The sequence below is a fragment of the Pseudomonas sp. CFBP2511 genome (genome assembly GCF_030209255.1).
Taxonomy (GTDB): domain Bacteria; phylum Pseudomonadota; class Gammaproteobacteria; order Pseudomonadales; family Pseudomonadaceae; genus Aquipseudomonas; species Aquipseudomonas avellanae.
This window is the reverse complement of record NZ_JARVSI010000004.1, coordinates 147554-171978: the sequence shown is the minus strand read 5'-3', so window position 1 is coordinate 171978 and position 24425 is coordinate 147554. Positions and strand designations below refer to the sequence as shown.

Here is a 24425-nt window from a genome sequence, read left to right as displayed (position 1 = left end):
AGAGCGTCGCACGATAATTGAGCTAGTTCAGGTTATCGCTCCCTACGCTCCGCGTGGGAATGCAGGTCGCGACGCTCTGCGTCGCAAAGAGGACGCGCAGCGTCCGGAACGGCATGACGACGCAGAGCGTCGCACGATAGTTGAGATCGGCATGACGACGCAGAACGTCGCACGATAGTGACGAGAAGTGCCTGGGTAAGCAGTCTCAACGCACCGGTTTTTTCCTGCCCAGCACGTGCGAGAACACAGCGTGCAGGTCGTCGGAGGCGCTGTCTTGGTCGAGGTTGAGCTTGCTGTCGATGTGGTCCATGTGATGCATCATCAGCTCGACGGCCCGAGGCGCATCGCGAGCTGCGATGGCGTCGATCAGTTGGGTGTGCTCGTCGTATGAACAGTGCGTGCGGTTACCGGTTTCGTATTGGGCGATGATCAGTGACGTCTGCGACACCAGGCTGCGCTGGAAACTGATCAGCGGCGCATTTCTCGCGGCCACGGCCAATTGCAGGTGGAACTCTCCGGACAGACGAATGCCAGCGCCCCGATCACCGCGGGCAAAGCTGTCGCGCTCGTCGCTGACCATCTGGCGCAGCTCGGCCAGTTGCTCGGCACTGGCATGCTCGACGGCCAGTTCGGTGATGGCCCGCTCGACCATGCGCCGCGCAAAGAACACCTGACGCGCCTCTTCAACACTGGGGCTGGCCACCACCGCACCGCGGTTGGGGCGCAACAGCACGACCCCCTCATGACCCAGCCGCGACAGCGCACGGCGAATGATGGTGCGGCTGACGCCGAAAATTTCGCCCAGCGCCTCTTCACTCAATTTGGTGCCCGGTGCCAGACGCTGTTCCAGAATCGCGTCGAAAATGTGCTCATAAACAATATCGTCCTGAGTCACGCTGCGACCGCTATCTGGGCTGCGCGGCTGTTTCTTGAGGGGCAGGGACTGATCGTTCATGAATACTCTTGCGCGAATGGTTTACGCCGTCGGGGCTGGCGCATTGTACACAGCATGCTGCAGAAGGCAGATTCAGAAACCCGCACGAAAAAAAGCCCGCAGTGTGGGGCGGGCAAGAGAATCAGCTGCCTCTGTAGGTCGAGTAGCTGTAAGGCGAGATTAACAGCGGCACATGAAAGTGTTCCTGACCTGCATCAATGCCGAAGCGCAATACCACCTCATCCAGAAACGCCGGCTCATTGAGCACCACGCCTCTCGACCGGTAGTAATCGCCTGCCTGAAAGTGCAACTGGTACACGCCGGACTGATAATCGTCGCCCTGTAACAACGGCGCGTCGCAGCGACCATCGCTGTTGGTCACGACACTGACCATGTGCAGCAATTGCTGATCTTGCACCCGATATAAATCAACGCGAATGGCAGCGCCCGGGCAGCCGTGGGCCGAGTCCAGTACGTGTGTGGTCAATTTCCCCAAAACTTCGCTCCTTGCCATCCAGTGAGTGTGAAACAGTGCACCAATGGGGTGCCCTGCGTCGTACGATTGCGACCGATTAAGACAGTTTTGAAAAAAGCTGTACACAATAAAATGTCGTTTTCAGCTCGCTCTCCTGTTCAAACCACCAGAACTGATCGATTTCAGTGAAGCCAAGGAAAAATATCAGGTTTTTTAGCTTTAACTGACCAGTCAGGCAGGTTTCTTGCTTCATATCTTGCCAATGCTGACCTTCGATGAAGAAAAGTTCAGGGTTACAACCCGCAAAACAAATTGTATACAATCTTCACTTTGCAGTGCTTGCCTGATCTACGCATTGCACCTGATATCACGCACATAAGGAAGCTTGCAGTGAGCGCTGACTACCCACGCGACCTGATCGGTTACGGCAGCAACCCGCCTCATCCACGCTGGCCGGGCGATGCGCGCATTGCCTTGTCGTTCGTGCTGAATTACGAGGAAGGTGGCGAGCGCAATATTCTGCATGGCGACAGGGAATCCGAAGCGTTTCTGTCCGAAATGGTCGCGGCCCAGCCACTGCAAGGCCAGCGCAACATGAGCATGGAGTCGCTGTACGAGTACGGCAGTCGAGCCGGCGTGTGGCGCATTCTCAAGCTGTTCAAACAGTTCGACATTCCCCTGACCATCTTCGCTGTCGCCATGGCGGCGCAACGTCACCCGGACGTGATTCGCGCAATGGTCGCCGACGGTCACGAAATCTGCAGCCACGGTTATCGCTGGATCGACTACCAGAACATGGACGAAGCCCAAGAGCGCGAGCACATGCGTCAGGCCATTCAGATTCTGACCGAAATCAGCGGCGAACGCCCATTGGGCTGGTACACCGGCCGCACCGGGGCCAACACACGGCGGCTGGTCATGGAGGAAGGCGGCTTTCTTTATGATTGCGACACCTACGACGATGACCTGCCTTACTGGGAGCCGAACAACCCGACCGGCAAGCCGCATCTGGTGATCCCGTATACGCTGGACACCAACGACATGCGCTTCACACAGGTGCAGGGTTTCAACAACGGCGAGCAGTTTTTCCAGTACCTGAAGGACGCGTTCGACGTGCTGTATGCCGAAGGCGAGGACGCGCCGAAGATGCTCTCCATCGGTTTGCACTGCCGTCTGATTGGCCGCCCTGCCCGGCTCGCCGCACTCAAGCGCTTCATCGAATACGTCAAAAGCCATGAGCAGGTGTGGTTCACCCGCCGTGTGGACATCGCCCGCCACTGGCACACGGAACATCCCTTTACCGGCGAGGCCGCGCAATGAGCGAGTTGCAGAACCCAAAGCCCTCGAGCCTGAGCCGCGATGCGTTTATCGCTACCTATGCCGATATCTACGAGCATTCGCCATGGGTTGCAGAACAGGCATTTGACCAGGACGCAGGCCCTGAGCTGGATCAGCTCGACACCCTGCATGCGCGCTTGAGCGACATCCTGCTCAATGCCACTCACGCGCAGCAACTGGCGCTGATCAATGCTCACCCGGATCTGGCGGGCAAGGCTGCCGTCAAAGGTGAGCTGACCCAGGCCAGTACCGATGAACAGGCGGGTGCCGGTATCCACCTCTGCACGCCTGACGAATTCCAGCGCTTTACCGAGCTGAACGAGGCTTACAAGGCCCGCTTCGGCTTTCCGTTCATCATGGCGGTCAAGGGCAGCGACAGGCACAAAATTCTGGCAGCGTTTGAGCAACGCATCCATAACTCGCCCGAGGCCGAGTTCGCTTGCGCCCTGGCCGAGATCAACAAAATCGCATTGTTTCGTTTGCAGGCGCTGCACGCGTCGCAGGCATAACCGCATTCAGAAGGCAGACAATAAGCATGAAAGTTTACGCCGCACCGTTCGAGAAGTTCGTCAACCTGGCCGACGCGCGCCTGGGGACCAAAATCCTTTCGGTCACCGATGACTGGTTCGCCGATGCCAACCGCCTGTTCCAGCCAACGCCTGCGGTCTGGAAAGAAGGCGTGTTCGATGACAACGGCAAGTGGATGGATGGCTGGGAGTCGCGGCGCAAGCGTTTCGAAGGCTATGACAGCGCAGTGATTAAACTCGGCGTGGCAGGCACCCTCAAGGGCGTGGACATCGACACCTCATTCTTCACCGGCAACTTTCCGCCTTCCGCTTCTCTGGAAGCCTGCTTTCTGGCCTCTGGCGAGCCGGACGAAAACACCGCGTGGACCGAAGTGCTGTCGTCGGTGGAACTAAAAGGCAACAGCCATCACTACCACGAGATCAGCCACGACCAGGCGTTCAGCCATTTGCGCTTCAATATCTACCCGGACGGCGGTGTGGCGCGCCTGCGGGTGTACGGCGTACCACATCGCGACTGGTCGAAAGTCACTGAACGCGAGCAGATTGATCTGGTCGCGGCACTCAATGGCGGCCGTTCGATTGCCTGTTCGGACGAGCATTACGGCAGCATGAGCAACATCCTTAACCCCGGCCGCGGCGTGAACATGGGCGATGGCTGGGAAACCGCGCGCCGTCGCACACCGGGCAATGACTGGGTCATCGTCGCCTTGGGGCACAAGGGCGAAGTCGAGAAAGTCATCGTCGACACGCTGCACTTCAAGGGCAACTACCCGGACAGCTGCTCGATTCAGGGCGCGTTCGTCAAAGGCGGCACTGATAGCCAGATCGAAACCCAGAGCCTGTTCTGGCGCGAGCTGCTGCCCAGCCAGAAGCTCACCATGCACGCCGAACACGAGTTCGCCGAGCAGGTAAAAGCCATCGGCCCGATCACCCACATCCGCCTGAACGTGTTCCCGGACGGGGGTGTGAGTCGCTTGCGGGTGTTGGGCAAGGTGTCCAGGTAACGACACCTGAACTCTCGTTACCACGCTCCGCATCATATAAAGGCCTGATTTTGATGCTGGCCGCAGAAGCAGGCGAGCACCGCATTCCATGCAGTGACGAGTGCGATAAACTCTGAAACCATTTAAAGAAGAATCCGCATGCGCACACTGACTATCGAGCCACTGACCAAGGACGCTTTCGCACCGTTCGGTGATGTCATCGAAACCGACGGCAGCGATCATTTCATGATCAACAACGGCTCGACCATGCGTTTTCATCGTCTGGCCGAAGTCGACACCGCGCAGCCGGATGACAAGGCAATTATCAGTATTTTTCGCGCCGAATCGCTACCGATGCCCCTGACCATCGGCATGCTGGAGCGTCATCCGCAGGGCAGTCAGGCGTTCATACCGCTGCTCGGCAACCCTTTTCTGATCGTCGTTGCGCCGGTTGGCGATGCACCTGAATCAGCGCTGACCCGCGCCTTCGTGTCCAACGGCAGGCAGGGCGTCAATTACCATCGCGGCGTCTGGCACCACCCGGTGCTGACGATCGAAAAGCAGGATGACTTCCTGGTGGTTGATCGCAGTGGCTCCGGCAACAACTGCGACGAGCATTACTTCGAGGAGAACCAGCGGCTGGTTCTCGATCCCAACCCACAGGAAGGGTAATAACCGTGCTGGCACACATGATGGAATGGCTGAATCTGGGCGTACGCTGGATTCACATGATTGTGGGCGTCGCCTGGATCGGCGCATCGTTCTACTTTGTCTGGCTGGAAAACAACCTCAACCGCAGCAACCCGCGAGAAGGGCTGTCAGGTGATTTGTGGGCGATCCACGGGGGTGGCATTTATCACCTGGAGAAATACAAACTCGCGCCACCGACCATGCCCGAGAACCTGCACTGGTTCAAATGGGAAGCCTATTCAACCTGGTTGTCGGGCGTTGCGCTGCTGTGCGTGGTGTTTTACGCCAACCCGACGCTGTATCTGCTGGCACCGGGCAGCAGCCTGAGCGGTGCCGAGGGCGTGCACATCGGCCTGGGCTCGTTGTTCGTCGGCTGGTTCATCTACAGTTTTCTGTGCGACTCGCCGCTGGGCAAGCGCCCTGCGCTGCTGGGCGTTGTCCTGTTTTTGTTGCTGGTTGCGGCGGCTTACGGGTTCAGCAAGGTATTCAGCGGGCGCGGCGCGTATCTGCATGTAGGCGCGATCATGGGCACCATCATGGTCGGCAACGTGTTCCGCATCATCATGCCCGCCCAGCGCGCACTGGTCGCCGCCATCGCCGAAAACCGCACGCCAGACCCAAGCCTGCCCGCCAAGGGCCTGCTGCGCTCCAGGCACAACAACTACTTCACCCTGCCCGTTCTGTTCATCATGATCAGCAACCACTTTCCGAGCACTTACGGCAGCGAGTACAACTGGCTGATCCTGGCGGGTATCGCGCTGCTGGCGGTGCTGGTGCGCCACTATTTCAATACACGGCATGACAGCCATCGCTTCGCCTGGACCCTGCCGGTTGCCGCACTGGGCATGCTGTGCCTGGCGTACGTCACCGGCCCGGCCCAGCCTGCGCCGAAGATTGTCTATCAGCCGCTGCCGGGTACCGCTGTCGGTGGTCATCGGGCTGATGAGAAGCCTGCAGCGCCGCTGACTCCGCCCGCACAGGCCGAACCCGCCAAAGCGGCAGGCGCGGATTTCAGCAAGGTGCATGAGGTGATCACGCAGCGCTGCTCGGTCTGCCACTCGGCTACACCGACCAGCCAGCTGTTCAGCGTTGCCCCGGCAGGCGTGATGTTCGATACGCCTGAACAGATCCAGCAACAGGCAGCGCGTATCAAGGCGCAAGCTGTCACGTCGCCAATCATGCCACTGGGCAACATAACCCAGATGACCCCGCAGGAACGCGAGCTGGTGGGCGCCTGGATCGACCAGGGCGCACACATCAACTAGCCAAAAAGGGCAACTGCCCTGTTTTCGCTCCAGACGCCCCGCTCTGGAGCACTTGAGCACGGCGCTGCGGGTCAGTATCCTCCGCCGCCGCTGCCAACCCGTACTGCAACTTTCCTGATTGTTGAATCTGACCGCACGGCTAACTAGCTGACTGGGCGGTCAAGACTCCATTGCCCCGGAAAATGACTTGAAACCGACACGTTGGTGCCGGTTTGAGGATTACTTAAACTTTTTTTACTGATTGGCGCAGCTCTTGCTAACAACACAAAGCTGACCAGACAGACAAAATTATTGCAACCACAGACAAGGCGTCACCCATAGAACGCCGGTCTGAAAAATCACGATCCATACCAAGGGGCTCACCGCATGAACCGTACGTTTTCCAGCGTGTTACTGGCCAGCAGTCTGCTGGCTGCTGCACCCGCCATGGCAGAGGGTATCTTCCAGTGGCAGAGTAATAGCCTGACCTACCTCAATGGACGAGACTTTGCTGTCAACCCGGAAATACAGCAGACCTTCACCTTCGAGCACGCGGACAGCTGGAAATACGGTGACAACTTCTTCTTCGTCGACAAGATCTTCTACAACGGCAAGAAAGACGCAACCGCAGGCGATAACACCTACTACGGTGAGTTCTCCCCACGCTTGTCGCTGGGCAAGATATTTGGCCAGAAGTTCGAGTTCGGTCCGATCAGCGATGTGTTGATCGCGGCCACTTACGAGTTTGGTGAAGGCGATAACGAGTCGTACCTGATCGGTCCGGCATTCGATTTGAAGATTCCGGGGTTCGATTACTTCCAGCTGAACTTCTATCAGCGTCAGACCGAAGGCAATCGCCCGGGTGACGGCGTCTGGCAGATCACGCCGGTCTGGTCCTACACCATTCCTGTCGGCAAATCGGACGTGCTGATCGACGGCTTCATGGACTGGGTTGTAGACAACGACAAGACTTCACGTGGTACCTACCACTCTAACCTGCACTTCAACCCGCAGATCAAATACGACCTGGGCAAAGCGCTGAACTACCCGGAACGCCAGCTCTATGTCGGTATTGAATACGACTACTGGACCAACAAATACGGCATCAAGGACAGCGGCTCGTTTGACACCGACCAGAACACCGCGAGTTTGTTGGTGAAGGTGTTTTTCTGATCACCTGATGATGACGATCGTTCCCGCACTCCGCGTTATACACAGGTCTTGAGATAACTATCGTGCCGACGCAAAGCGTCGCACGATAGTGACGCTCATGCCATCGCAATAAAAAGCAGCCTTACTTACTCCCTCGCCGCTTTCCAGACCTTGCCCACCAGCGTCACGATCAGCACCAGTACCGCGCCGGCAATAATACCGGCGATGGCATCGATCAGGGTCGGGACAATGATCGACAGGCCACCTACGGCAGCAGATGCAGCCTCGGTCACGCCTTCTACCCAATGGTGAGCGAACGGCAGGCCGTGGACCAGAATCCCGCCGCCGACCATGAACATCGCCGCAGTGCCGACGATCGACAATACCTTCATCAGTACCGGCGCCAGCCACAGCAAAGCGCTGCCGATAGTTTGTGCCACCGAGCTCGCGGTCCTTTTCAGGTGCAGGCCCAGGTCGTCAAGTTTGACAATACCGGCCACAAGGCCATAAACGCCCACGGTAATCAGCACGGCAACAATGACCAGAACGCCGACCTGATCCATGAACGGACGGGCCGAGACCACGCCCAATGCCAGCACGATGATTTCCGCCGAAAGAATGAAGTCGGTGCGAATCGCGCCCTTGATGCGCTCTTTTTCGAACGCAACCATGTCCACTGACGCATCCGTAGCAGCCTGCTTGCGCTGGTCGTGCTCTTCGCCGGCTTCAGGGTGCAGCCATTTATGGGCAATTTTCTCGAAGCCTTCAAAACACAGAAACGCGCCGCCAATCATCAGCAGAGGCAGAATCGCCCAAGGCGCGAACGCACTGATCAGCAGCGCCGCAGGCACCAGAATCGCCTTGTTGAGCAGCGAACCCTTGGCCACCGCCCAGACCACAGGCAATTCACGATCAGCTGACACACCGGTGACCTGCTGGGCGTTGAGCGCCAGGTCATCACCCAGCACGCCCGCTGTTTTCTTGGTGGCCAGCGCCACGTCATCCAGCAGGGTCGCGATATCGTCGAGCAGGGTAAGCAAGCTTCCAGCAGCCAAAATGAAAATCCTTGAGCAAGTAAAAAAGAAACGGCGTTCAGTGAATCTCACGCCAAAAGTCATTCGTGTTGCACCAGACAACTCTGACCGTTATCCACAGCGAACGTTTGACGCCGCACAGGACACGTCAGGCACGTTGAGCAACGGTCAGATCGGCAAATGAGTCGTCGACAACACCTGACGCAAGCCCATGAACGAGCGGATCTGTCTGACACCGGGTAAATACAACAGTTGCTCGGCGTGCAGGCGGTTGAAACTCTGACTGTCTTTGGTGCGCAGCAGCATGAAGTAATCAAACTCGCCGGTGACCACATGAAACTCCATGCACCCGGAGACCTTCTGCGCAGCCGCTTCAAATTGCGCAAACGAGTCGGGTGTCGAGCGGTCCAGAACCACGCCGATCAACACCACCATGCCTGCGTCCAGTACATCGCCATTGAGCAGCGCAACAACTCCTTTGATGACGCCCGCGTCTTTCAGCCGCTCGACACGCCTCAGGCAGGCAGGCGGGCTCAGTTTGACCTTCTCGGCGAGGGCCACATTGGAAATCGAGGCGTCACGCTGCAGCGTCTTCAGAATAGCGCGGTCGATCCTGTCCAGCAGCGGCGGCGTATCAGCGCCTGGCTTTTTAGCGCGTTCATTTATTGCTTTCATGGGTAATTTCACAAAATAAAAGTTTGCTGTAATGCCCCGACACTAACGCCGATTTTGCAAATAGACAATTCTTTGCAACCACGATTATCGACCTGTTTTCTATGATAGGAGCCACATCAGGCAAACCGTTCAATGCCTGGATCAGCCTATCAACGGAGACCCGATATGAACCTCAGCAAGTTCAAACGCTACCCTCTGACCTTCGGCCCCTCGCCCATCACCCCGCTGAAACGCTTGAGCGAGCACCTGGGTGGCAAGGTCGATCTGTACGCCAAGCGCGAAGACTGCAACAGCGGCCTGGCCTTTGGCGGCAACAAGACCCGCAAGCTGGAATACCTGGTGCCGGAAGCCATCGAGGGCGGCTACGACACGCTGGTGTCGATCGGCGGCATTCAGTCCAACCAGACCCGCCAGGTGGCGGCAGTCGCGGCGCATCTGGGCATGAAGTGCGTGCTGGTTCAGGAAAACTGGGTCAACTACTCCGATGCGCTGTATGACCGGGTCGGCAACATCGAAATGTCGCGCATCATGGGCGCCGATGTGCGCCTGGACTCGGCCGGTTTTGATATCGGCATTCGCCCGAGCTGGGAAAAGGCCATGGCCGATGTAGTCGAAAGCGGCGGCAAGCCGTTCCCGATTCCTGCGGGATGTTCGGAACATCCCTACGGCGGCTTGGGGTTCGTGCGCTTTGCCGATGAAGTACGCCAGCAAGAAGAAGAACTGGGCTTCAAGTTCGACTACATCGTCGTCTGCTCGGTCACCGGCAGCACCCACGCCGGTATGCTGGTCGGCTTCGCTGCCGATGGCCGTGCGCAACGAGTAATCGGCATCGACGCCTCGGCCAAACCGGACAAAACCCGCGAGCAGGTACTGCGTATCGCCCAGAACACCGCAAAACTGGTCGACCTGGGCCGCGAAATCACCGCCGAAGACGTGGTGCTCGACACCCGCTACGCCTACCCCGAATACGGCCTGCCCAACGACGGCACCCTCGAAGCCATTCGCCTCTGCGCCCGCCTCGAAGGCGTGCTGACCGACCCGGTCTACGAGGGCAAATCCATGCACGGCATGATCGACATGGTCCGCAACGGCGAATTCCCCGAAGGCTCGAAAGTGCTCTACGCGCACCTGGGCGGCGTACCGGCGCTGAACGCGTACAGCTTTTTGTTCAAGGATGGTTGAGGCGACCAATGAACTGAATGAAAAGCTCCCGATGGCCCGCAAACTCGCGGGCCATTTTGCGAAAGCTCAGAAAGCGAATGAACCTGAAATAAAGCGAGTGCCATAGACCTCACAATCTGCACTACACTGCAGCTTGAAAAACTACAAACCACTACACATGAGGTTCATATGTCCGTTATGTCTCTACGCCTGCCGGACGAGATGGCAGATACCCTTGCACACCTCGCCAAAGCGACCGGCCGCAGCAAGTCGTTTTTGGCCTTGAACGCATTACGTGAATACTTGACTCGCGAAGCCTGGCAGATTGCCGAAATTCAGCGTGCAATTGAAGAAGCAGACGCGGGCGAGTTCGCAAGTGAAGAAGATGTAAAGGCAGTGATGAATAAATGGGCGAACAATGCAGGTTGAATGGCTAAAAACAGCATTAAAAAACCTGGATGATGAAGCCGCCTACATCTCGCTAGAAAATCCGGCTGCTGCGGTTGCTTTCGTAGAAGCAATACAAATAAGCGTAAAGCAGCTCGCAAGCTTTCCGGCCCTAGGCCGAGAGGGACGAATTGCTGGCACCAGAGAATGGCCTTTGCCAGACTGGTCTTACCTGATTCCATACCGCATCCGTAACGGCCGATTACAGGTTCTGCGGATTTTCCACACGAGAAGGCAGCCGCCGTTGGTGCGGTAAATCTCCAATACCGTTGGCACAACCGACTTCGCTGATTAAACCCGAAAATACTTCTGCATCGCCTGCGCCAACAGACTCACCGCCTCGTCGGTCTGTGACGCGGGCGAGCGCAGGAAGACGATTTCGTGCTCGGCTATCTCGGGTAGATCATTGAGGATCTGCATGGCCTCTGTAACCCCGCTTCGATCAATGAGGCTGACCGCCAGGCCCGCTTCTACGCAGGCTTTGATCGCCTGATTGGAGGGGCTTTCCAGGACCACGCGGGTTTTGCGGCCGTTGTGCCTGAGTGACGCCATCATAGCTTCGCGATAAGGGCACTGCGCGGCGTGAACGGCCAGCGGCAACGGGTCTGTCGAGGCCAGCGTAGCGTTTACCGGCCCGACCCAGACCGGCTTGGTGGATACCAGAAACTGCGTTTCAGCATTCAACTGCCCTTTGGGCTGCGCGATGACCGCTGCTTGCAGCTTGCCGCGCAGTACCTGCTCGCGCAGGGTGAAGCTGGGTGCGGTTTTCAGCTCCAGCACCACGTTGGGCCAGGCCGCCGGGAACACCGGCAGGATGTCGCGGATAACATGCACAGCGTACTCGTCCGGGACGCCCAGCGTGATGCGTCCCGCCAGATGCGTGCCATGCAAGTCGGCCAGCACCCGGTCGTGGGTGCAGAGCAATTCTGTAGTCGACGACAACAGGCGCTTGCCCAGCGCAGTCAGGGACACCGCCTGGTTGTCCCGGTTAAGCAAGCGCCCGCCTGCCACCGCTTCAAGTCGCTGGATGTGCACGCTCACGGCCGCCGGGCTCTTGTGAAGCTGCTCGGCGGCCGCCGAAAACTTGCCCAGTCGCGCCACTGCATGAAAAGTACGTACCAGCTCGATATCGAGAATTGCCGTCATGGTTCATTAATCCCGAACAACTCGTGCACTTAATTTTGATTTATTAGATTACGCGGGTTTCGTAGCCTGTGTCGATGAACCAGCACCTATCGATTTCTCCGAGCGTATCGCGGCCTGTCTGGCATCAGGCCATTCCTCTTCTCTTGCTTGAAGCAGCACTTGTGCTGACCTGGAGTTCAGGCTTCATCGGCGCACGCTTTTCGCTGGATTACGCACCGCCGCTGCTGGTGGTGTTCTGGCGTTGCGTGGTGGTCACGCTGCTCCTGCTGCCCTTCGTTGCCAGGCAACTGGTGACTCTCCCGGCTACCCTGCTGCTGAAAAATACCGGTATTGGCCTGCTGGCAATGACCGGTTACGTGGCCGGGGTGACGCAGGGCATTGCGCTCGGCGTGCCGGCGGGGCTGGCTGCACTGTTTGCCGATCTGCTGCCGATGGGCATGGCGTTCCTCGCCGCCGTAGTGCTCGGGCAAAGGCTGGTCTGGCAAATCTGGGCAGGGCTGGTGGTCGGGCTGATTGGCGTGGTGCTGGTCACGCACAGCGCGCTGGAATGGGGTAACGCGCCGCTGTGGGCGTACGGCCTGCCGCTGCTGGGCATGTTTTCGCTGGCCATCGCGACACTGTGGCAAAAACACTCCACCACGTCGCAACCCATGAAACTGCTGCCCAACCTGTGGCTGCAATGTTTTATCTCAAGCTTCGCGTTCGCCATTATCCAAGGCACACAAGGCGGCCTGGCGCCAATCGCCAGCAGCGGATTTGCGTTGAGCGTGGCATGGACGGTGGGGTTGGCGACACTGGGCGGCTACGGGCTTTACTGGGTATGCCTGCGCCGCGCGACGGCCACCCGGGTCGCCAGCGTTTTGTACCTCAGCCCTCCCGTGACAATGCTCTGGGCCTGGGCGATGTTCGACGAACCGCTGTCATGGCAGATAGCGTTGGGGATGGTGGTATCGGGGGTGGGAGTGTGGATGGTGATCAGGGCAGAAACTCGGCAGGTTGCCTCGTGAACGTTTCACGAGGCTCCTTGCCAGACGTTTAAATCTTGAAACGCGCAACCATGCTTTGCAGATCACTGCCCAGGCGGGCCAGCTCTACCGTCGAGGCGGCGCTCTGCTCGGTAGCCGATGCAGACTGGTCAGCAATGTCGCGCACGCTGAGCACGCTGCGGTTGATTTCGTCGGTCACGGCGCTCTGTTGCTCGGCCGCGGCGGAAATCTGCTGGCTCATCTGTTCAATCGTGCCGATGGACTGATTGATATCCACCAGCGCCTGTTCGGCCTGGCGGGCCAGTACCACGGTGCCTTCGGTGCGTTGCAGGCTGGCGTCCATCAGGCCCGAAGCGGCACCGGTGCCTTGTTGCAAGGTCAGGATCAGTGCTTCGATTTCAGTGGTCGAGTTCTGGGTGCGCTGGGCCAGCGAGCGGACTTCGTCGGCCACTACGGCAAAACCGCGACCTTGCTCACCGGCGCGTGCGGCCTCGATGGCGGCGTTGAGCGCCAGCAGGTTGGTCTGTTCGGCAACGGCCTTGATTACGTCGATCACGCTGCCGATCTTGCTGCTGTCTTCGGTCAGGCGCTGCATGGCTTCGCCCAGTTGCTTCACTTCACCGGCCAACTGGCCGATTTCCCGCGTGGCGTGCTGCACCACACTGCTGCCGTGCGCCGCACGTTCGCTGGCCTGTTTGGCCGCCCGCGAAGCGTCTTCGGTGTTGCGCGCCACCTCCTGGACGGTAGAGGCCATTTCGTTCATGGCCGTGGCGACCTGGTCGACTTCGTTTTTCTGCAGTGTGACGCCAGCGCTGGTCTGTTCGCTGACAGCCGACAACTGCTCGGCGGCTGTGGCGATCTGCGTGACACCGTTGCCGATGCCGCCGATCAGGCCGCGCAGGGAAACGGTCATGTGCTGCATGGTGTTCTGCAACAGGCCCAGCTCGTCCTGACGGGTCGTGCTGGAGTCCTGAGTCAGGTCACCGTCGGCGATCCGGCGCGCGGCGATGACTGTATCGTTCAACGGAATGGTGATCTGGCGAGTGATCAGCAACGCAGCAAAGATACCAATCAGTAGCACCACCAGCGCAACACTTAACAACTGCACCACAGCGGTGTTCTGTTCCTTTTTGGCGCTGACAATCTGCTGGGCCGCCAGATCATCGGCGACGGCCGCTGTTGCGATGGATTGCTGTTGCAGGTTGCCGCGAACCTGATCGGCCTGCTGGAGCATTTCCGAGATCGACGACATCAGCATCTTATACTGCTTCAAGGCATTGAGCGCGGTATCTACGGCGATGTTGGCTTCGACGGGCAACTGGCTGCGAGCCGCTGCCACCTGGGCAATCAGCGCATCGGCCGAGGTGTAGGTCGCCTGCCGGTTATCGGCGGACGGCACGCTCAGGTAGCGGCGGAACACCAGACGAAAGTTGGTCATGCCGTTACGCAGGTCGCCAGCGATCTTCACCTGCTTGATGCCGGTTTCGTCCGGTGCACGCAACGTATCGTCGATGGTCTTTTGCAGCAGGTTCTCGAAGGTCGCGCTGACCTCGTCGGACACCTTGATGATCGGCTTGAGCGCGTCATCGATCTTCTGATTGATACCGACCAGTTGATCGAACGTCTGCTTGAGGCCGCCTACCCGCTCCTTGATGTCACGCAGTCTGGCCAGGTTGCTCGATACGACGAACACCTCCAGCCCCTGATCGACACTGCGGCTCAGGGTGTCCAGCGCGCCGCTGTAGGTTTGCACACCGGCAGCGCTCGGCCCCGTGGCGTATGCCTGAGCGGCAATACGGGCGTTCAGGACGTCAGCCTTGATCTCGGAGACCTTGCCACTCTTGCCCAGACGCTCGATCAGCAGGTTGGTGCTGGAGTAACCGATAGCGGTGACGGTCAGCACGCCCAGCAAAATAGCGGCGAAGCCCAGCCCGAGCTTCTTGCTGACGTTCAAGTTATCCAACCATTTTGCGCTCATTACGTGTGTGCCTTTGATTTTCCGGAATGTCCGTAAATCGGCGCTGATTCGGTTAACTTGATAGTTAGCGTGATAACAATTAGCTTGCAATACAATAGCCAAAACCTTGAAGCCAAGGTTTTTCAGGGCTTTGAGCCTTCATTAAGATTTATTTAGCTTTGCTCAGCGGCTCTGTTTCCGATGACTGGCGACCTGAGGCACAGAGGCTTCTGCATCAGAATGGACAGAAAAACCGCAAGACAGCGATGACATCACGGCTGCAAAAATGGCATCGGCGTCATCTTGGTCACCATCATCAGCACAATGAGGAACATGCCTGAAAAACCGATGACACCCAGCCAGAACCAGAGACGATAGACAGACTGAAACTGATCGTCGATAAGCGTGCCCGTTGCCACCGCATGATCGGCCAGCCGTTCAAGACGCTTTTGCAGTATCAACACCGGCAACCACAGCGCGCCCACGCAGGCAAAAATAATCAATGAGCTGATAATCCAGTCAGTCAGAAGCGCCATGCCCGACAGTCTGACCATCGCGTAACCGGTGATGACCTGAACAAAACCGGCCGGCGTGGTGATCCAGGTGTCGAAACGCACCACCATTCTGGCGACGTGGGCAATCACCACCGGATTGCCACTGCGGCTGGCGGCAATCAGATAGAGGTAAGAGCCCATGCCAAAGCCGAACAGAAAGATCGCAGCGATGACATGCAGGTACTTCAGGTACAGGTAGAGCACCTTCAGGCCTCCCCGCTTTGGAAATGCACGTCCAGACGAATGTTCGACGGCTGGTTGATCGCTGCCAGGTACTCATCCACGGTGATCTCGCCAACGCAGGCCCGCGCCCCCGGAAGGGGACGATAGCCCGCCGCCATTTTTGCGCTCAGGGCAACCGCGGCGCAGCTGGGAATTTCCGGGCCCTTGTCGTTCAGCGCGGTCAGTTGTGCGCGCATCCGCAACGGTCGGCCATCAGGATCCACGCCACCGACATCGATGTACATCGCGCTTTTGCGGTCACCCAGATGCTCGAAGCGCGTTCCCCAGCGATGCAGACGAACGGCCCACGGCGCAGGATCGCGCAACAGCCTGCAGCGTACGGCCAATGCCAGCAACCAAGTGGCGACAACCCCCGCCTTGAGCCCGGAACCGGCCTTGAAGCTGAGGTTCTGCGCCGCGTAGCGCTCGGCGAAGACGTCGATATCCGGTGCATCGACGTTGGCCAGCAGGCGAACGCCCATGCCGGGCATTCGACGCAAGGTCAGGTCCATCCAGCCCGGCACTTCGTGCACCTGGCCGTCCTTGAGCTGGCGAATGGGCCGCCCTGCGTAGGCCAGCACGCCGAGCACGGTGGACACACCCGGCATTTTCGCCGCAGACGAGATGCCATGCTCTATCGAATCGATGCGCAAAAAACGCTGACGATGCTGGTCGATGATGGCTGCCGAAAGCGTCGGCACCGAACTGCATCCGCTCAGCAGGCTGACACCGGCATCACGGGCGGCGGCATCCAGGGTGGCAATGCCGGAGACGAAAGTGCGGCAGTCCGACAGGTCGCAATAATTGACCCCTGCGTCGATGCAATGCCGCGCCACTGCATAGGACTGCCCCTGAAAAGGCCCGGCCGTGTGAATCACCAGATCGATGCGCAACGCGCGAAGCTCGTCGCTTTTGCCGTCCTGCATGATGTCCACGCACCAGCTCTGGCAAGGCTTGCCGCCCAAGGCCTGTAGCTCGGCGAGCTTGCCTGTCAGCTTGCGACTGTCGCGGCCTGAAATAACCAGTTCGATGCCCGGCATCGTCGCCAGATGGTTGCAGATCAGGCTGCCGAAGTTACCGTAGCCGCCGATGACCAATACACGAAATGCCATTTATCGTCCCTGATGTACTGAGAGAGTGATGAATCTGATACTCGAATAATGGCGCGCATTATTGATCATTGGACGCACGCCGGGTAAAAAACCCTGTGGCTTTTCTGATCGTTCAAAGAGCAATGCTAGTCAATTGAAAAGACGCAACGTCCGCTTAAAAAAACAGCATCCACTTACGACTTCTTGCAAATCAGGGTTCAATATCCCAAGCCTGAGCCAGACGAATCCTACTTGGTGACCATCAGCTACCGACGACTGACGCCAACCGACGCCATTGCCTACCGCTTACTGATGCTGGAAGCCTACACACTTCACCCGGACGCCTTCACTTCAGACGTGAAAGAGCGTGAAGCGTTGCCCTTCGCATGATTCCGCATGTACGTGCCCTTGGCGGAGCGAACCACCAGGTCCAGGCCTTTGATCATTCCGCCGTGGGTGTGCCCGGACAGTTGCAACCCCACGCCTGCAGCAGCGGAGTCAGGCGCACCGGACGGGCGGTGTTTGAGAAGTATGACGGGGGTGTTCAGCGGCGCACCGACGAGCGCTCGGGACAGATTCGGGCCTTCATGACCAAACGCTGGAGCAGCCTCATTCGTTACACCTGCTACCACGATCTGATCGGCCCCCTTCTGCAGAATAACGTGCTCATTGACCAGCACCCGCATGCCCAGGCGCTGGAACTCGGGGATCCACTTGGTCTGCGTCGAAGTAATACTCGCGGTTTCCAGGTATCGCGATGACACCCAAAGGAGCAGTCAGTCTGCTCAACGGAGCCACGTCATTTTTCCGGGCTTCGACGGTGCCATCGACAAGGTCTCCCGAGATGAGAATTGCATCGGCGTTGAGCGTATTAGTGCGCGACACAACGCCTTCGACCCACTCTTTCTGAAACAGGCGACTGATATGCCATCCCCCACTGTAAGCAGCGCAAAATCCTGCAATAACGTCTGCCTATTCAGGCACTTGTAAATATCTATTTGGTGGCTGCCCGACTCAAGCATACTGTGCGGCTATTCGCCAGTAGTTTGACGTCATGTCACTGGCAACCCCCGTACCTCCCTTGCGAGCACCCTTGATGAAAAAACCGGTTTCTCTGGCAACCCGTATCGGTCTGGGATTTGCCGCCGTGGTATCACTGTTGATATTGATCACCGCCGTCGGCATCCAGCGGGTGGGCTTCATTGATTCGACTCTTGAGGATGTGGGAGCCAATGCGGCAAAGGTTCAGCGTTACGCGATCAACTTTCGCGGCAGCGTGCACAATCGGGCGATCGCTCTGCGCGATGCGGTACTGGTCAACAACGATCAGGACCTTGCGCTGCACCTGGGAGAAATGACCCGTCTGGAAAAAGACTACGTCGACTCGGCCATGCCGATGGATCAGCTGTATTCCCGGCCCAACGTGACCAGCGAAGAACGCCAGTTGCTGCGCAGCATCAAAGACATCGAACAGCAGACCCTTGCGTCCACTCAGCGTGTGATTGCGCTGCGTCGGGCGGGTGACATTGCCGGTGCTCAGGCGCTGTTGCTGCGTCAGGTTTCAGGGGATTACAGCGAGTGGCTGAGACGGGTAAACGCCCTCATTGACCACGAAGAGGCTTCAATCAGGTCGCAACTCGATGACGTGCAGGCAACCGCCAGCCAGTTCCGTGGCTTGATGCTTCTGGCCACTGCGTTCGCCGTTCTGCTGAGCATCGTGCTGTCAATGGTCATCATCCGTTTTGTCAAAAGAACCCTGGGGGCCGAGCCTGCCGACGTCGCGCAGGCCATTCAGCGACTTGCCGATGGCGATTTGCAGCAGAACATTTCCACCGAGCATCCCGACAGCGTGATGGGCGTGCTGAAAACGGCGCTGGGTCGCCTCTCGGAGACGATCACTCAAGTGCGAATGGCCGCTCAGGAGGTCAGCCAGTCATCGACGATTCTGTTGGCGGCCTCTTCCAGCAATAACGCTCAGGTAATGGTGCAGACCCGCGAAGCCGAACAGGTTGCAACCGCCATCAGTCAGATGGCCACCACGGTCAATGAAGTGTCCGGCTACGCGGCACAGGCAGCGGATGCAGCGCGCCTGGCCGACGCCGAGGTGGAAACCGGCAACAGTCTGGTGGAAGGCACGACCGCTGCCATCGAGCAACTGGCGGCCACGCTGGTCGAGACAACAAAAACTGTGGAACAGGTGTCCAGACACGGCGAGCAGATCGAGACGGTCATCGAGGTGATCAGCTCGATCGCGTCGCAGACCAACCTGCTGGCCCTCAACGCCGCCATCGAAGCCGCGCGCGCGGGTGAACACGGTCGCGGTTTTGCCGTGGTGGCCGATGAAGTGCGCTCCCTGGCGACCCGCACCCAGCAGTCGACGCAGGAAATTCAGGCGATGATCAACACGCTGCAAGGCGGCACCGGAACCGCCGCGCAGAACATGCGTGACAGCTGCGAGCTGGTCAACAAGGCTGTGGCGCAGACCCGCAATGCGCAGAACGCGCTGGCGAGAATCAGCAAGGAAGTCGGCGCGATCAATCACATGAACGCACAGATCGCCAGCGCTTCAATCCAGCAAAGCTCGGTGGCCGAAGAGGTCGCGATGAATATCAACAGTATTCATGACTCGACGCTCAAATCAGCCAGCGGTTCTCAGCAGGTAGCAACGGCCAGCGAAGACCTGGCGTTGCTTGCAGATCGTCTGACGCAAAAAGTGGCGTTCTTCAAAGCGGGCTGACGGTGGGCCTGTCTCACTCTGTGCAGGTGACCTGTCTTGACCTGCGCAGCGAGAACCCTACCGTTAACATGGACAGCGCGGCACACACCGCGCCAGTCACAATGGCAGCGGTAAAGCCTGCACCTTCAGACACCAGTCCGCCGATGAACGCCCCGCCGCCAATCGACAGATTCACCACACACACCAGCAGCGCCTGAACCCCTTCCACACGTCCGTTCGAGGCGTCGAAACACCATATTTGCGTGGTGATCGGAATCATCCCGAAGGCAAATCCCCAGACCAGAATGACTGGCCAGAGCAGCCACGGGTTGCTGACAAATACCAGCAGCGCACTCAGCGACCCGAGCATCAGCAGGGTCATGATCAGCACCGAGGACGGCGCGTTTCGGGCAGCCAGTGCCCCGCCAGCCAGGTTGCCGGCGACGGCTGCGAGGCCAAAGGCAAACAGCAACAATCCCAGTGTCTGACCTCTGATGTCTGCGGCGTCCTGCACGAAGGGGGCAAGGTAGGTGTAGGCCGCAAAATGCCCGACATAGATCAATAGCGCGGCGGCGAACATGCGGCGGATCTTTTGCTCGCCGGCCAGCGACAGCATCTGGCTGATACCGGCAGAGCGCTCGCCCGGCAACGCAGGCAGCAACGCCGCGATCAACAGGCCCACGGCAACGGTAACGACCGCTGCCGTTTCAAACGCAGCTCGCCAGCCGAAAGCTTCGCCGATCAGTGTGCCAGCGGGAATACCCGCGACCGTGCCAATCGAGACCCCCGCGAGAATGTACGCGGTTGCCTTCACGCCCTCCTTGCCGGGCCTCAAACGCGGCCCGAGCGAACCGGCAATGGTCCAGAAGCCTCCCAACGCGAAGCCGAGCAATACCCTGCCGGTAAGGGTCAGCCAGAACTGACTCGACAATGCCACGATCAGGTTGGACGCCAGCAGTATCGACAACAGCCCGAGCAACAGGCGCTTGCGATCGACCTGGCTGAACAGGGCGATACAGGAAGGCGCGGAAATGGCCGCGAGGATGCCGGGAACAGCCATCATCAGGCCAGCGTGGCTGACCCGTGTTCCGAGGTCTGCGGCGATATCGGGCAGCAGCCCTACGGGCAGGAATTCAGTGGTGACGGTGGCAAACGATCCAAGCGATACGCTGCCGACGGCCCACCATGAAGCGGGTTTTGTTTCGACGTTTACAGCGGTTTCAAAGCGACTCACAGCGGTTCCAGAATTCAGGTTTTTCGGCAACTGGCCGGTTTGACCAGTGCATGGATGCGAACAACCCTAACGTGTAAGCGCGTGCTGAATCCACCTTGTCTAGCGTGTGGAATGCAGTTCGCGACGCTCTGCGTGGCAAAAAAGAGGACGCAGAGCCGTGGGAGCGGACTTGTCCGCGAAAGGGCGCTCCGCGTCCGCAAAAGAGGACGCAGAGCGTCCGGAACGGCATGCGACGCAGAGCGTCGCACGATAGGCGTAGGCCCGGCTATTTGTTACGCGTCACCCTCCAGACGGTGTTTGCCAGGTCGTCGGCGATGATGAGCGCGCCTTTCGGATCAACCGTGACGCCCACTGGCCGACCGCGAGTCTTGCCATCGGCACCACGGAAGCCCGTGGCAAAGTCCACTGGCTCACCGGCCGGGCGTCCATTGGCGAAAGGCACGAAGATCACTTTATAACCAACCGGGTTATCACGGTTCCAGCTGCCGTGTTCACCGACGAACACGCCGTCTGCAAATTTCTCGCCCATGGCCGGGATGGAGAACGACACGCCGAGTGCAGCAACGTGCGAGCCCAGGCTGTAATCAGGCTTGATCGCGGCTGCGACTTTGGCCGGATTTTGCGGCTGGGCACGTGAATCCACGTTCTGGCCCCAATAGCTGTAAGGCCAGCCGTAAAAGGCGCCCTCTTTCACCGACGTCAGGTAATCCGGGACCAGGTCAGGACCCAGTTCGTCACGCTCGTTGACCACTGTCCACAACTGCCCGGTACCCGGCTGAATGGCCAATGCGGTCGGGTTACGCAAGCCGGTCGCATACGGCCTGTGCGCTCCCGTCACAGCATCGATCTGCCAGACCATGGCACGATCGATCTCGACCTCCATACCGCGCTCGGTCACGTTACTGTTCGAGCCGATGCCGACGTACAGAAAACGCCCGTCCGGGCTGACGGTCAGCGCCTTGGTCCAGTGGTGGTTGATCGCCGACGGCAGGTCCGTCACCTTGGCCGGCTCGCCGCTGGCCTTGGTCTGGCCGTCCTGATAATCGAAGCTGACCAGCGCATCCTGATTGGCTACGTACAACTTGCCATTTGCAAACGCCAGACCATAAGGCGCATTGAGGTTCTCGGCAAAAACTGTCTTCAGTTCGTATTTGCCGTCGCCATCCGCATCACGCAGCAGCGTCAGGCGGTTGCCGCCTTTGACCTTGGTGTTGCCCTGCGCCTTGATGACGCTGGCGATGACATCCTTCGGCTTGAGCTTGGCTGCACTACCGCCGCGACCTTCTGCAATGAGAATATCGCCATTGGGCAGAACGATCGATTGACGAGGAATGCTCAGGTCGGTCGCAATCGCAGTCACGCTGAACCCGTCAGGCACAGTCGGTTTTTGATCGCCCCATGCGACAGGCTCGGCAATCTTCATGCTCGGCAACAGGCCACGTTGCGGCTCGGGCAGTTTCGGGTCCGGGCCCCGCGCCTGAGTGCTGTCCGCTTCGCCACCACACGCGCTCAACAACAGCGCCATACTCAATGCAGTCAATGCGTGGGCCTGTCTCATTGTGCACCTCCCGAACGCAGGCTGGTCAGCCCTGTCCATGTTGCGACACACGCCAATACAGTGACCACCACCGACAGCACCAGACCCGAAGGCATAACCGCCCAAGCATCTTTTGCATGCTCGAATGCGTTGACCAGGCCCAGCACCCAGGTGACCAGCAACAGCAGGAAGTACGCTACAGGACGGCCCGCCTTGTGATCGGCACGGATCAGGTTTACCAGCGCAAACAGCAGCGCCAGCCCGCAGAACAGCAAGCCTGCGGCAATCAGCCAAGCGGCAAAATTGCTCCATTGGATCTGGAAAGTCTGGTAGTAGGCGATATCACTCAGCAATGCACCGAGAAACAGCGGGACGGTGCCTGCGAGCAGGGTCGCGTGCAGCGGCCCTGGTGTGCAGCGGTAGACGGGATGGGTGGTGACGGTCATAACGGCTCCTTATCGTTCGGCGCCCCTGGATCGGTGCTCAGTGCACATGCACTGGCCTGTCGGGGTCGCGCTGACTGCGCATAGAAGAGGATCATGCTAGCGAAGCGATAGTTCAGCGCGTTTCATTTCGAAATATGTTGAAAACCTTATCCGCCCGTTGACGACTTGTTGCGACGACAGCGCTCCGAGCAGTAACGAACCTCATCCCAGCAACGCGCCCACTTCTTGCGCCAGGTGAACGGCAACCCGCAAACCACGCACGTTTTGACCGGCAGCTCGCTCTTTTTCAAAGCGCCTCTCCTGCGTCGAGCCTGGCCAGCAAGTGCTCGCCGCGCTCCCACAACGCCTGTTGCTTGGCCTCGGCCATGCGATCAAGGTTCTTGTAGATCATGCCCATGCGCTGGTTACGACGTAACTGGTCGCTGTGACGCATCAGGAAATGCCAGTAGAGCGCGTTGAACGGACAGGCATCGTCGGTCGTGCTTTCAGTCACCTTATAAGCGCAGCCACGGCAGTAATCAGACATGCGCTTGATGTACTGACCACTGGCACAATAAGGCTTGGAGCCCAGATAACCGCCATCGGCGTGCATGACCATGCCCAGCGTGTTGGGCAGTTCAACCCAGTCGAACGCGTCCATGTAGATTGCCAGGTACCACTCGCAGATCTGCTCCGGCACGATACCGGCGAGCAAGGCAAAGTTGCCGGTCACCATCAGGCGCTGAATATGATGGGCATAGGCATGTTTCAGGCTCTGGCCGATCGCCTGGCTCATGCAGTTCATCTTCGTTTCACCGGTCCAGTAAAACTCCGGAAGCGGCCGGCTGTTGCCAAACAGGTTGCCGCTGGCGTAGTCAGGCATCTTCAACCAGTAGACGCCACGCACGTATTCGCGCCAGCCAATCAATTGGCGGATAAACCCTTCGGCGGCATTCAGCGCCACCCTGCCCGACCAATAAGCGGACTCGACATCGCTGCAAATCTGGCGCAAGTCCAGCAGCCCGATGTTCAGCGCCGCGCTGATGCGCGCATGAAACAGAAAAGGCTCATCGGTGGCCATCGCGTCTTGATAATCGCCGAAACCCGCCAGACCAAAATCCAGAAAATACTCCCACAACGCCTGAGCATCCGCCTGCGTGACGGGGTAGTCGAAGGTATCCAGCGAGCCATAGTGGCTGGCGAAACGCTCCGCCACCAGCGTCAGCACGTCGCGAGTGATCGCATCTGCCGAAAAGCGCATCGGGTACGGCGCGGCCACGCCCTTGGGCAGCGCCTTGCGGTTCTCGGCATCGAAGTTCCAGGCACCGCCGACCGGCGTACCGTCACCGTTCAATAGCAACCTGCTTTTGCGCCGCATCTCCCGGTAGAAAAACTCCATGCGCAGCTGCTTTTTACCGTGCGCCCATGCCGCGAACTCATCACGGGAACAAAGAAAGCGCGTATCGGCATACCACTGAATCGGCAGCCCACCATCCTTGATCGACTGCTCCAACCGCCAGTCGCCGCACTCGGTGATGTGCAGTTGCTCAGCGTTCAACAAGGCCTGCCAGCGACGCAATTCGCCCGGCACCGAGCCTGTGTTTTGCGCATCATCGAGCGTCACGTACTGCACCCGAACCCCACGCTCGCGCAACGCCTCGGCAAAATGACGCATGGCGCTGAAGATCAACGCGATTTTCTGCGGATGATGCGGCACATGACTCGCCTCCTCCATCACCTCGACCAGCAGGACCGTTGCGTGCTCGGGGTTCAGGTTCTGCAGGGAGGCCAGCTCGAAGGAGAGCTGATCGCCTAGAACGAGATGGAGTTGGTGGGATTGGGTCATGGTGGCGTCCGCGCCAATAAAGTTGTACCAATGTAAATTTTTGTACAAGTT

The 24425-nt window shown here is 58.8% G+C and carries 24 protein-coding genes and 3 pseudogenes; 12 read left to right on the top strand and 15 right to left on the bottom strand.

Features of this window, described 5'->3' with window-relative positions; all coding sequences use genetic code 11:
• Positions 1-205: 205 nt before the first annotated feature.
• Both QRN38_RS03620 and uraH read right to left on the bottom strand, forming a co-directional pair.
• Positions 206-955 carry a GntR family transcriptional regulator gene (locus QRN38_RS03620; protein WP_007245256.1) on the bottom strand — a complete coding sequence of 250 codons (750 nt, stop codon included), beginning with the start codon at positions 953-955 and terminating at the stop codon, positions 206-208.
• Between the two features lie 121 nt (positions 956-1076).
• Complete coding sequence (gene uraH, locus QRN38_RS03615) at positions 1077-1430, bottom strand: hydroxyisourate hydrolase (RefSeq protein WP_005765312.1); 354 nt, start codon at positions 1428-1430, stop codon at positions 1077-1079.
• A 369-nt stretch (positions 1431-1799) separates the two neighbouring features.
• Between uraH and puuE the strand changes: the two genes are divergently transcribed.
• The 6 genes from puuE (at position 1800) to QRN38_RS03585 (ending at position 7364) form a co-directional block, all read left to right on the top strand.
• Positions 1800-2729: an allantoinase PuuE gene (gene puuE, locus QRN38_RS03610; protein WP_005765316.1), complete on the top strand. Its 930-nt coding sequence runs from the start codon at positions 1800-1802 to the stop codon at positions 2727-2729.
• Positions 2726-3256 carry a 2-oxo-4-hydroxy-4-carboxy-5-ureidoimidazoline decarboxylase gene (uraD, locus tag QRN38_RS03605; RefSeq protein ID WP_005765319.1) on the top strand — a complete coding sequence of 177 codons (531 nt, stop codon included), beginning with the start codon at positions 2726-2728 and terminating at the stop codon, positions 3254-3256. Before puuE ends, uraD begins: the two co-directional genes overlap by 4 nt.
• A gap of 26 nt (positions 3257-3282) precedes the next feature.
• Positions 3283-4278, top strand: coding sequence for an allantoicase (alc, locus tag QRN38_RS03600; protein WP_057418438.1), 996 nt, complete (start codon positions 3283-3285; stop codon positions 4276-4278).
• Positions 4279-4416: 138 nt separating this feature from the next.
• Entirely contained in the window at positions 4417-4929 is a 513-nt protein-coding gene (locus tag QRN38_RS03595) for an ureidoglycolate lyase (protein WP_005765323.1), read from the top strand.
• 5 nt (positions 4930-4934) lie between these two features.
• The gene (locus QRN38_RS03590; RefSeq protein ID WP_057418439.1) at positions 4935-6212 is read left to right on the top strand and encodes a urate hydroxylase PuuD; all 1278 of its coding nucleotides are present in this window, start codon (positions 4935-4937) and stop codon (positions 6210-6212) included.
• A 366-nt stretch (positions 6213-6578) separates the two neighbouring features.
• Positions 6579-7364, top strand: a complete 786-nt coding sequence (locus tag QRN38_RS03585) for an outer membrane protein OmpK (RefSeq protein WP_005765329.1) — start codon at positions 6579-6581, stop codon at positions 7362-7364.
• Between the two features lie 125 nt (positions 7365-7489).
• Here the strand turns inward: QRN38_RS03585 and QRN38_RS03580 are convergent, their stop codons facing one another.
• Positions 7490-8398: a DUF808 domain-containing protein gene (locus tag QRN38_RS03580; RefSeq protein WP_054089894.1), complete on the bottom strand. Its 909-nt coding sequence runs from the start codon at positions 8396-8398 to the stop codon at positions 7490-7492.
• A gap of 147 nt (positions 8399-8545) precedes the next feature.
• Positions 8546-9052: an Lrp/AsnC family transcriptional regulator gene (locus QRN38_RS03575; protein WP_024666116.1), complete on the bottom strand. Its 507-nt coding sequence runs from the start codon at positions 9050-9052 to the stop codon at positions 8546-8548.
• A 165-nt stretch (positions 9053-9217) separates the two neighbouring features.
• On the opposite strand from QRN38_RS03575, the gene QRN38_RS03570 reads away from it, so the two are divergent.
• From QRN38_RS03570 to QRN38_RS03560, 3 genes are all read left to right on the top strand, one after another.
• Entirely contained in the window at positions 9218-10234 is a 1017-nt protein-coding gene (locus QRN38_RS03570; protein WP_003376162.1) for a 1-aminocyclopropane-1-carboxylate deaminase, read from the top strand.
• Between the two features lie 168 nt (positions 10235-10402).
• On the top strand, positions 10403-10642 hold the full coding sequence (gene relB / locus QRN38_RS03565; RefSeq protein ID WP_005740683.1) for a type II toxin-antitoxin system RelB family antitoxin: 240 nt from the start codon (positions 10403-10405) through the stop codon (positions 10640-10642).
• Positions 10632-10916: a type II toxin-antitoxin system RelE/ParE family toxin gene (locus QRN38_RS03560; protein WP_080395495.1), complete on the top strand. Its 285-nt coding sequence runs from the start codon at positions 10632-10634 to the stop codon at positions 10914-10916. The genes relB and QRN38_RS03560 overlap by 11 nt, the downstream gene beginning before the upstream one ends.
• 35 nt (positions 10917-10951) lie before the next feature.
• On the opposite strand, the gene QRN38_RS03555 is transcribed toward QRN38_RS03560, so the two are convergent.
• Positions 10952-11806 (bottom strand): LysR family transcriptional regulator, encoded by an 855-nt coding sequence (locus QRN38_RS03555; RefSeq protein WP_057418440.1) that lies wholly within the window; start codon positions 11804-11806, stop codon positions 10952-10954.
• Between the two features lie 74 nt (positions 11807-11880).
• Here QRN38_RS03555 and QRN38_RS03550 point away from each other — a divergent pair, with 74 nt between their 5' ends.
• The gene (locus tag QRN38_RS03550) at positions 11881-12813 is read left to right on the top strand and encodes a DMT family transporter (RefSeq protein ID WP_057418441.1); all 933 of its coding nucleotides are present in this window, start codon (positions 11881-11883) and stop codon (positions 12811-12813) included.
• Positions 12814-12841: 28 nt separating this feature from the next.
• On the opposite strand, the gene QRN38_RS28165 is transcribed toward QRN38_RS03550, so the two are convergent.
• The 5 genes and pseudogenes from QRN38_RS28165 to QRN38_RS03530 form a co-directional block, all read right to left on the bottom strand.
• Complete coding sequence (locus tag QRN38_RS28165; protein WP_370464042.1) at positions 12842-13546, bottom strand: methyl-accepting chemotaxis protein; 705 nt, start codon at positions 13544-13546, stop codon at positions 12842-12844.
• Between the two features lie 201 nt (positions 13547-13747).
• Positions 13748-14770 (bottom strand): annotated as a pseudogene (locus tag QRN38_RS28160) (methyl-accepting chemotaxis protein); the annotation flags it as partial.
• A gap of 251 nt (positions 14771-15021) precedes the next feature.
• Positions 15022-15507 carry a DUF2269 domain-containing protein gene (locus QRN38_RS03540; RefSeq protein WP_007245243.1) on the bottom strand — a complete coding sequence of 162 codons (486 nt, stop codon included), beginning with the start codon at positions 15505-15507 and terminating at the stop codon, positions 15022-15024.
• A 2-nt stretch (positions 15508-15509) separates the two neighbouring features.
• On the bottom strand, positions 15510-16637 hold the full coding sequence (locus tag QRN38_RS03535; RefSeq protein WP_057418443.1) for a saccharopine dehydrogenase family protein: 1128 nt from the start codon (positions 16635-16637) through the stop codon (positions 15510-15512).
• Between the two features lie 389 nt (positions 16638-17026).
• A pseudogene (locus QRN38_RS03530) lies at positions 17027-17543 on the bottom strand (metallophosphoesterase); the annotation flags it as partial.
• A gap of 127 nt (positions 17544-17670) precedes the next feature.
• Here QRN38_RS03530 and QRN38_RS28155 point away from each other — a divergent pair.
• Positions 17671-18222, top strand: a pseudogene (locus tag QRN38_RS28155) (MCP four helix bundle domain-containing protein); the annotation flags it as partial.
• A 72-nt stretch (positions 18223-18294) separates the two neighbouring features.
• On the top strand, positions 18295-19353 hold the full coding sequence (locus tag QRN38_RS28150; RefSeq protein WP_375233751.1) for a methyl-accepting chemotaxis protein: 1059 nt from the start codon (positions 18295-18297) through the stop codon (positions 19351-19353).
• Positions 19354-19366: 13 nt separating this feature from the next.
• Here the strand turns inward: QRN38_RS28150 and QRN38_RS03520 are convergent, their stop codons facing one another.
• The 5 genes from QRN38_RS03520 to QRN38_RS03500 all read right to left on the bottom strand — a co-directional run bounded on the left by QRN38_RS03520 (position 19367) and on the right by QRN38_RS03500 (position 24374).
• Positions 19367-20566 carry an MFS transporter gene (locus tag QRN38_RS03520; RefSeq protein WP_057418446.1) on the bottom strand — a complete coding sequence of 400 codons (1200 nt, stop codon included), beginning with the start codon at positions 20564-20566 and terminating at the stop codon, positions 19367-19369.
• Between the two features lie 265 nt (positions 20567-20831).
• Positions 20832-22124 carry a PQQ-dependent sugar dehydrogenase gene (locus QRN38_RS03515; RefSeq protein WP_005765363.1) on the bottom strand — a complete coding sequence of 431 codons (1293 nt, stop codon included), beginning with the start codon at positions 22122-22124 and terminating at the stop codon, positions 20832-20834.
• On the bottom strand, positions 22121-22549 hold the full coding sequence (locus QRN38_RS03510) for a DUF2231 domain-containing protein (RefSeq protein ID WP_005765365.1): 429 nt from the start codon (positions 22547-22549) through the stop codon (positions 22121-22123). Before QRN38_RS03510 ends, QRN38_RS03515 begins: the two co-directional genes overlap by 4 nt.
• Positions 22550-22695: 146 nt before the next feature.
• Positions 22696-22839: a DUF2256 domain-containing protein gene (locus QRN38_RS03505; RefSeq protein WP_003376191.1), complete on the bottom strand. Its 144-nt coding sequence runs from the start codon at positions 22837-22839 to the stop codon at positions 22696-22698.
• Positions 22836-24374 (bottom strand): cryptochrome/photolyase family protein, encoded by a 1539-nt coding sequence (locus tag QRN38_RS03500; RefSeq protein ID WP_057417025.1) that lies wholly within the window; start codon positions 24372-24374, stop codon positions 22836-22838. The genes QRN38_RS03505 and QRN38_RS03500 overlap by 4 nt, the downstream gene beginning before the upstream one ends.
• Positions 24375-24425: the final 51 nt, after the last annotated feature.

Bases quoted from the DNA above. Each gene is read 5' to 3' on its own strand.
- QRN38_RS28150 (WP_375233751.1), top strand. From the start codon at position 18,295: ATGCTTCTGGCCACTGCGTTCGCCGTTCTGCTGAGCATCGTGCTGTCA.
- QRN38_RS03560 (WP_080395495.1), top strand. From the start codon at position 10,632: ATGCAGGTTGAATGGCTAAAAACAGCATTAAAAAACCTGGATGATGAA.
- QRN38_RS03620 (WP_007245256.1), bottom strand. From the start codon at position 955: ATGAACGATCAGTCCCTGCCCCTCAAGAAACAGCCGCGCAGCCCAGAT.
- QRN38_RS03585 (WP_005765329.1), top strand. From the start codon at position 6,579: ATGAACCGTACGTTTTCCAGCGTGTTACTGGCCAGCAGTCTGCTGGCT.
- relB (WP_005740683.1), top strand. From the start codon at position 10,403: ATGTCCGTTATGTCTCTACGCCTGCCGGACGAGATGGCAGATACCCTT.
- QRN38_RS03575 (WP_024666116.1), bottom strand. From the start codon at position 9,052: ATGAAAGCAATAAATGAACGCGCTAAAAAGCCAGGCGCTGATACGCCG.
- QRN38_RS03555 (WP_057418440.1), bottom strand. From the start codon at position 11,806: ATGACGGCAATTCTCGATATCGAGCTGGTACGTACTTTTCATGCAGTG.
- uraD (WP_005765319.1), top strand. From the start codon at position 2,726: ATGAGCGAGTTGCAGAACCCAAAGCCCTCGAGCCTGAGCCGCGATGCG.
- QRN38_RS03535 (WP_057418443.1), bottom strand. From the start codon at position 16,637: ATGGCATTTCGTGTATTGGTCATCGGCGGCTACGGTAACTTCGGCAGC.
- alc (WP_057418438.1), top strand. From the start codon at position 3,283: ATGAAAGTTTACGCCGCACCGTTCGAGAAGTTCGTCAACCTGGCCGAC.
- QRN38_RS28165 (WP_370464042.1), bottom strand. From the start codon at position 13,546: ATGGCCTCTACCGTCCAGGAGGTGGCGCGCAACACCGAAGACGCTTCG.
- QRN38_RS03595 (WP_005765323.1), top strand. From the start codon at position 4,417: ATGCGCACACTGACTATCGAGCCACTGACCAAGGACGCTTTCGCACCG.
- QRN38_RS03515 (WP_005765363.1), bottom strand. From the start codon at position 22,124: ATGAGACAGGCCCACGCATTGACTGCATTGAGTATGGCGCTGTTGTTG.
- QRN38_RS03550 (WP_057418441.1), top strand. From the start codon at position 11,881: ATGAACCAGCACCTATCGATTTCTCCGAGCGTATCGCGGCCTGTCTGG.
- QRN38_RS03500 (WP_057417025.1), bottom strand. From the start codon at position 24,374: ATGACCCAATCCCACCAACTCCATCTCGTTCTAGGCGATCAGCTCTCC.
- QRN38_RS03510 (WP_005765365.1), bottom strand. From the start codon at position 22,549: ATGACCGTCACCACCCATCCCGTCTACCGCTGCACACCAGGGCCGCTG.
- QRN38_RS03570 (WP_003376162.1), top strand. From the start codon at position 9,218: ATGAACCTCAGCAAGTTCAAACGCTACCCTCTGACCTTCGGCCCCTCG.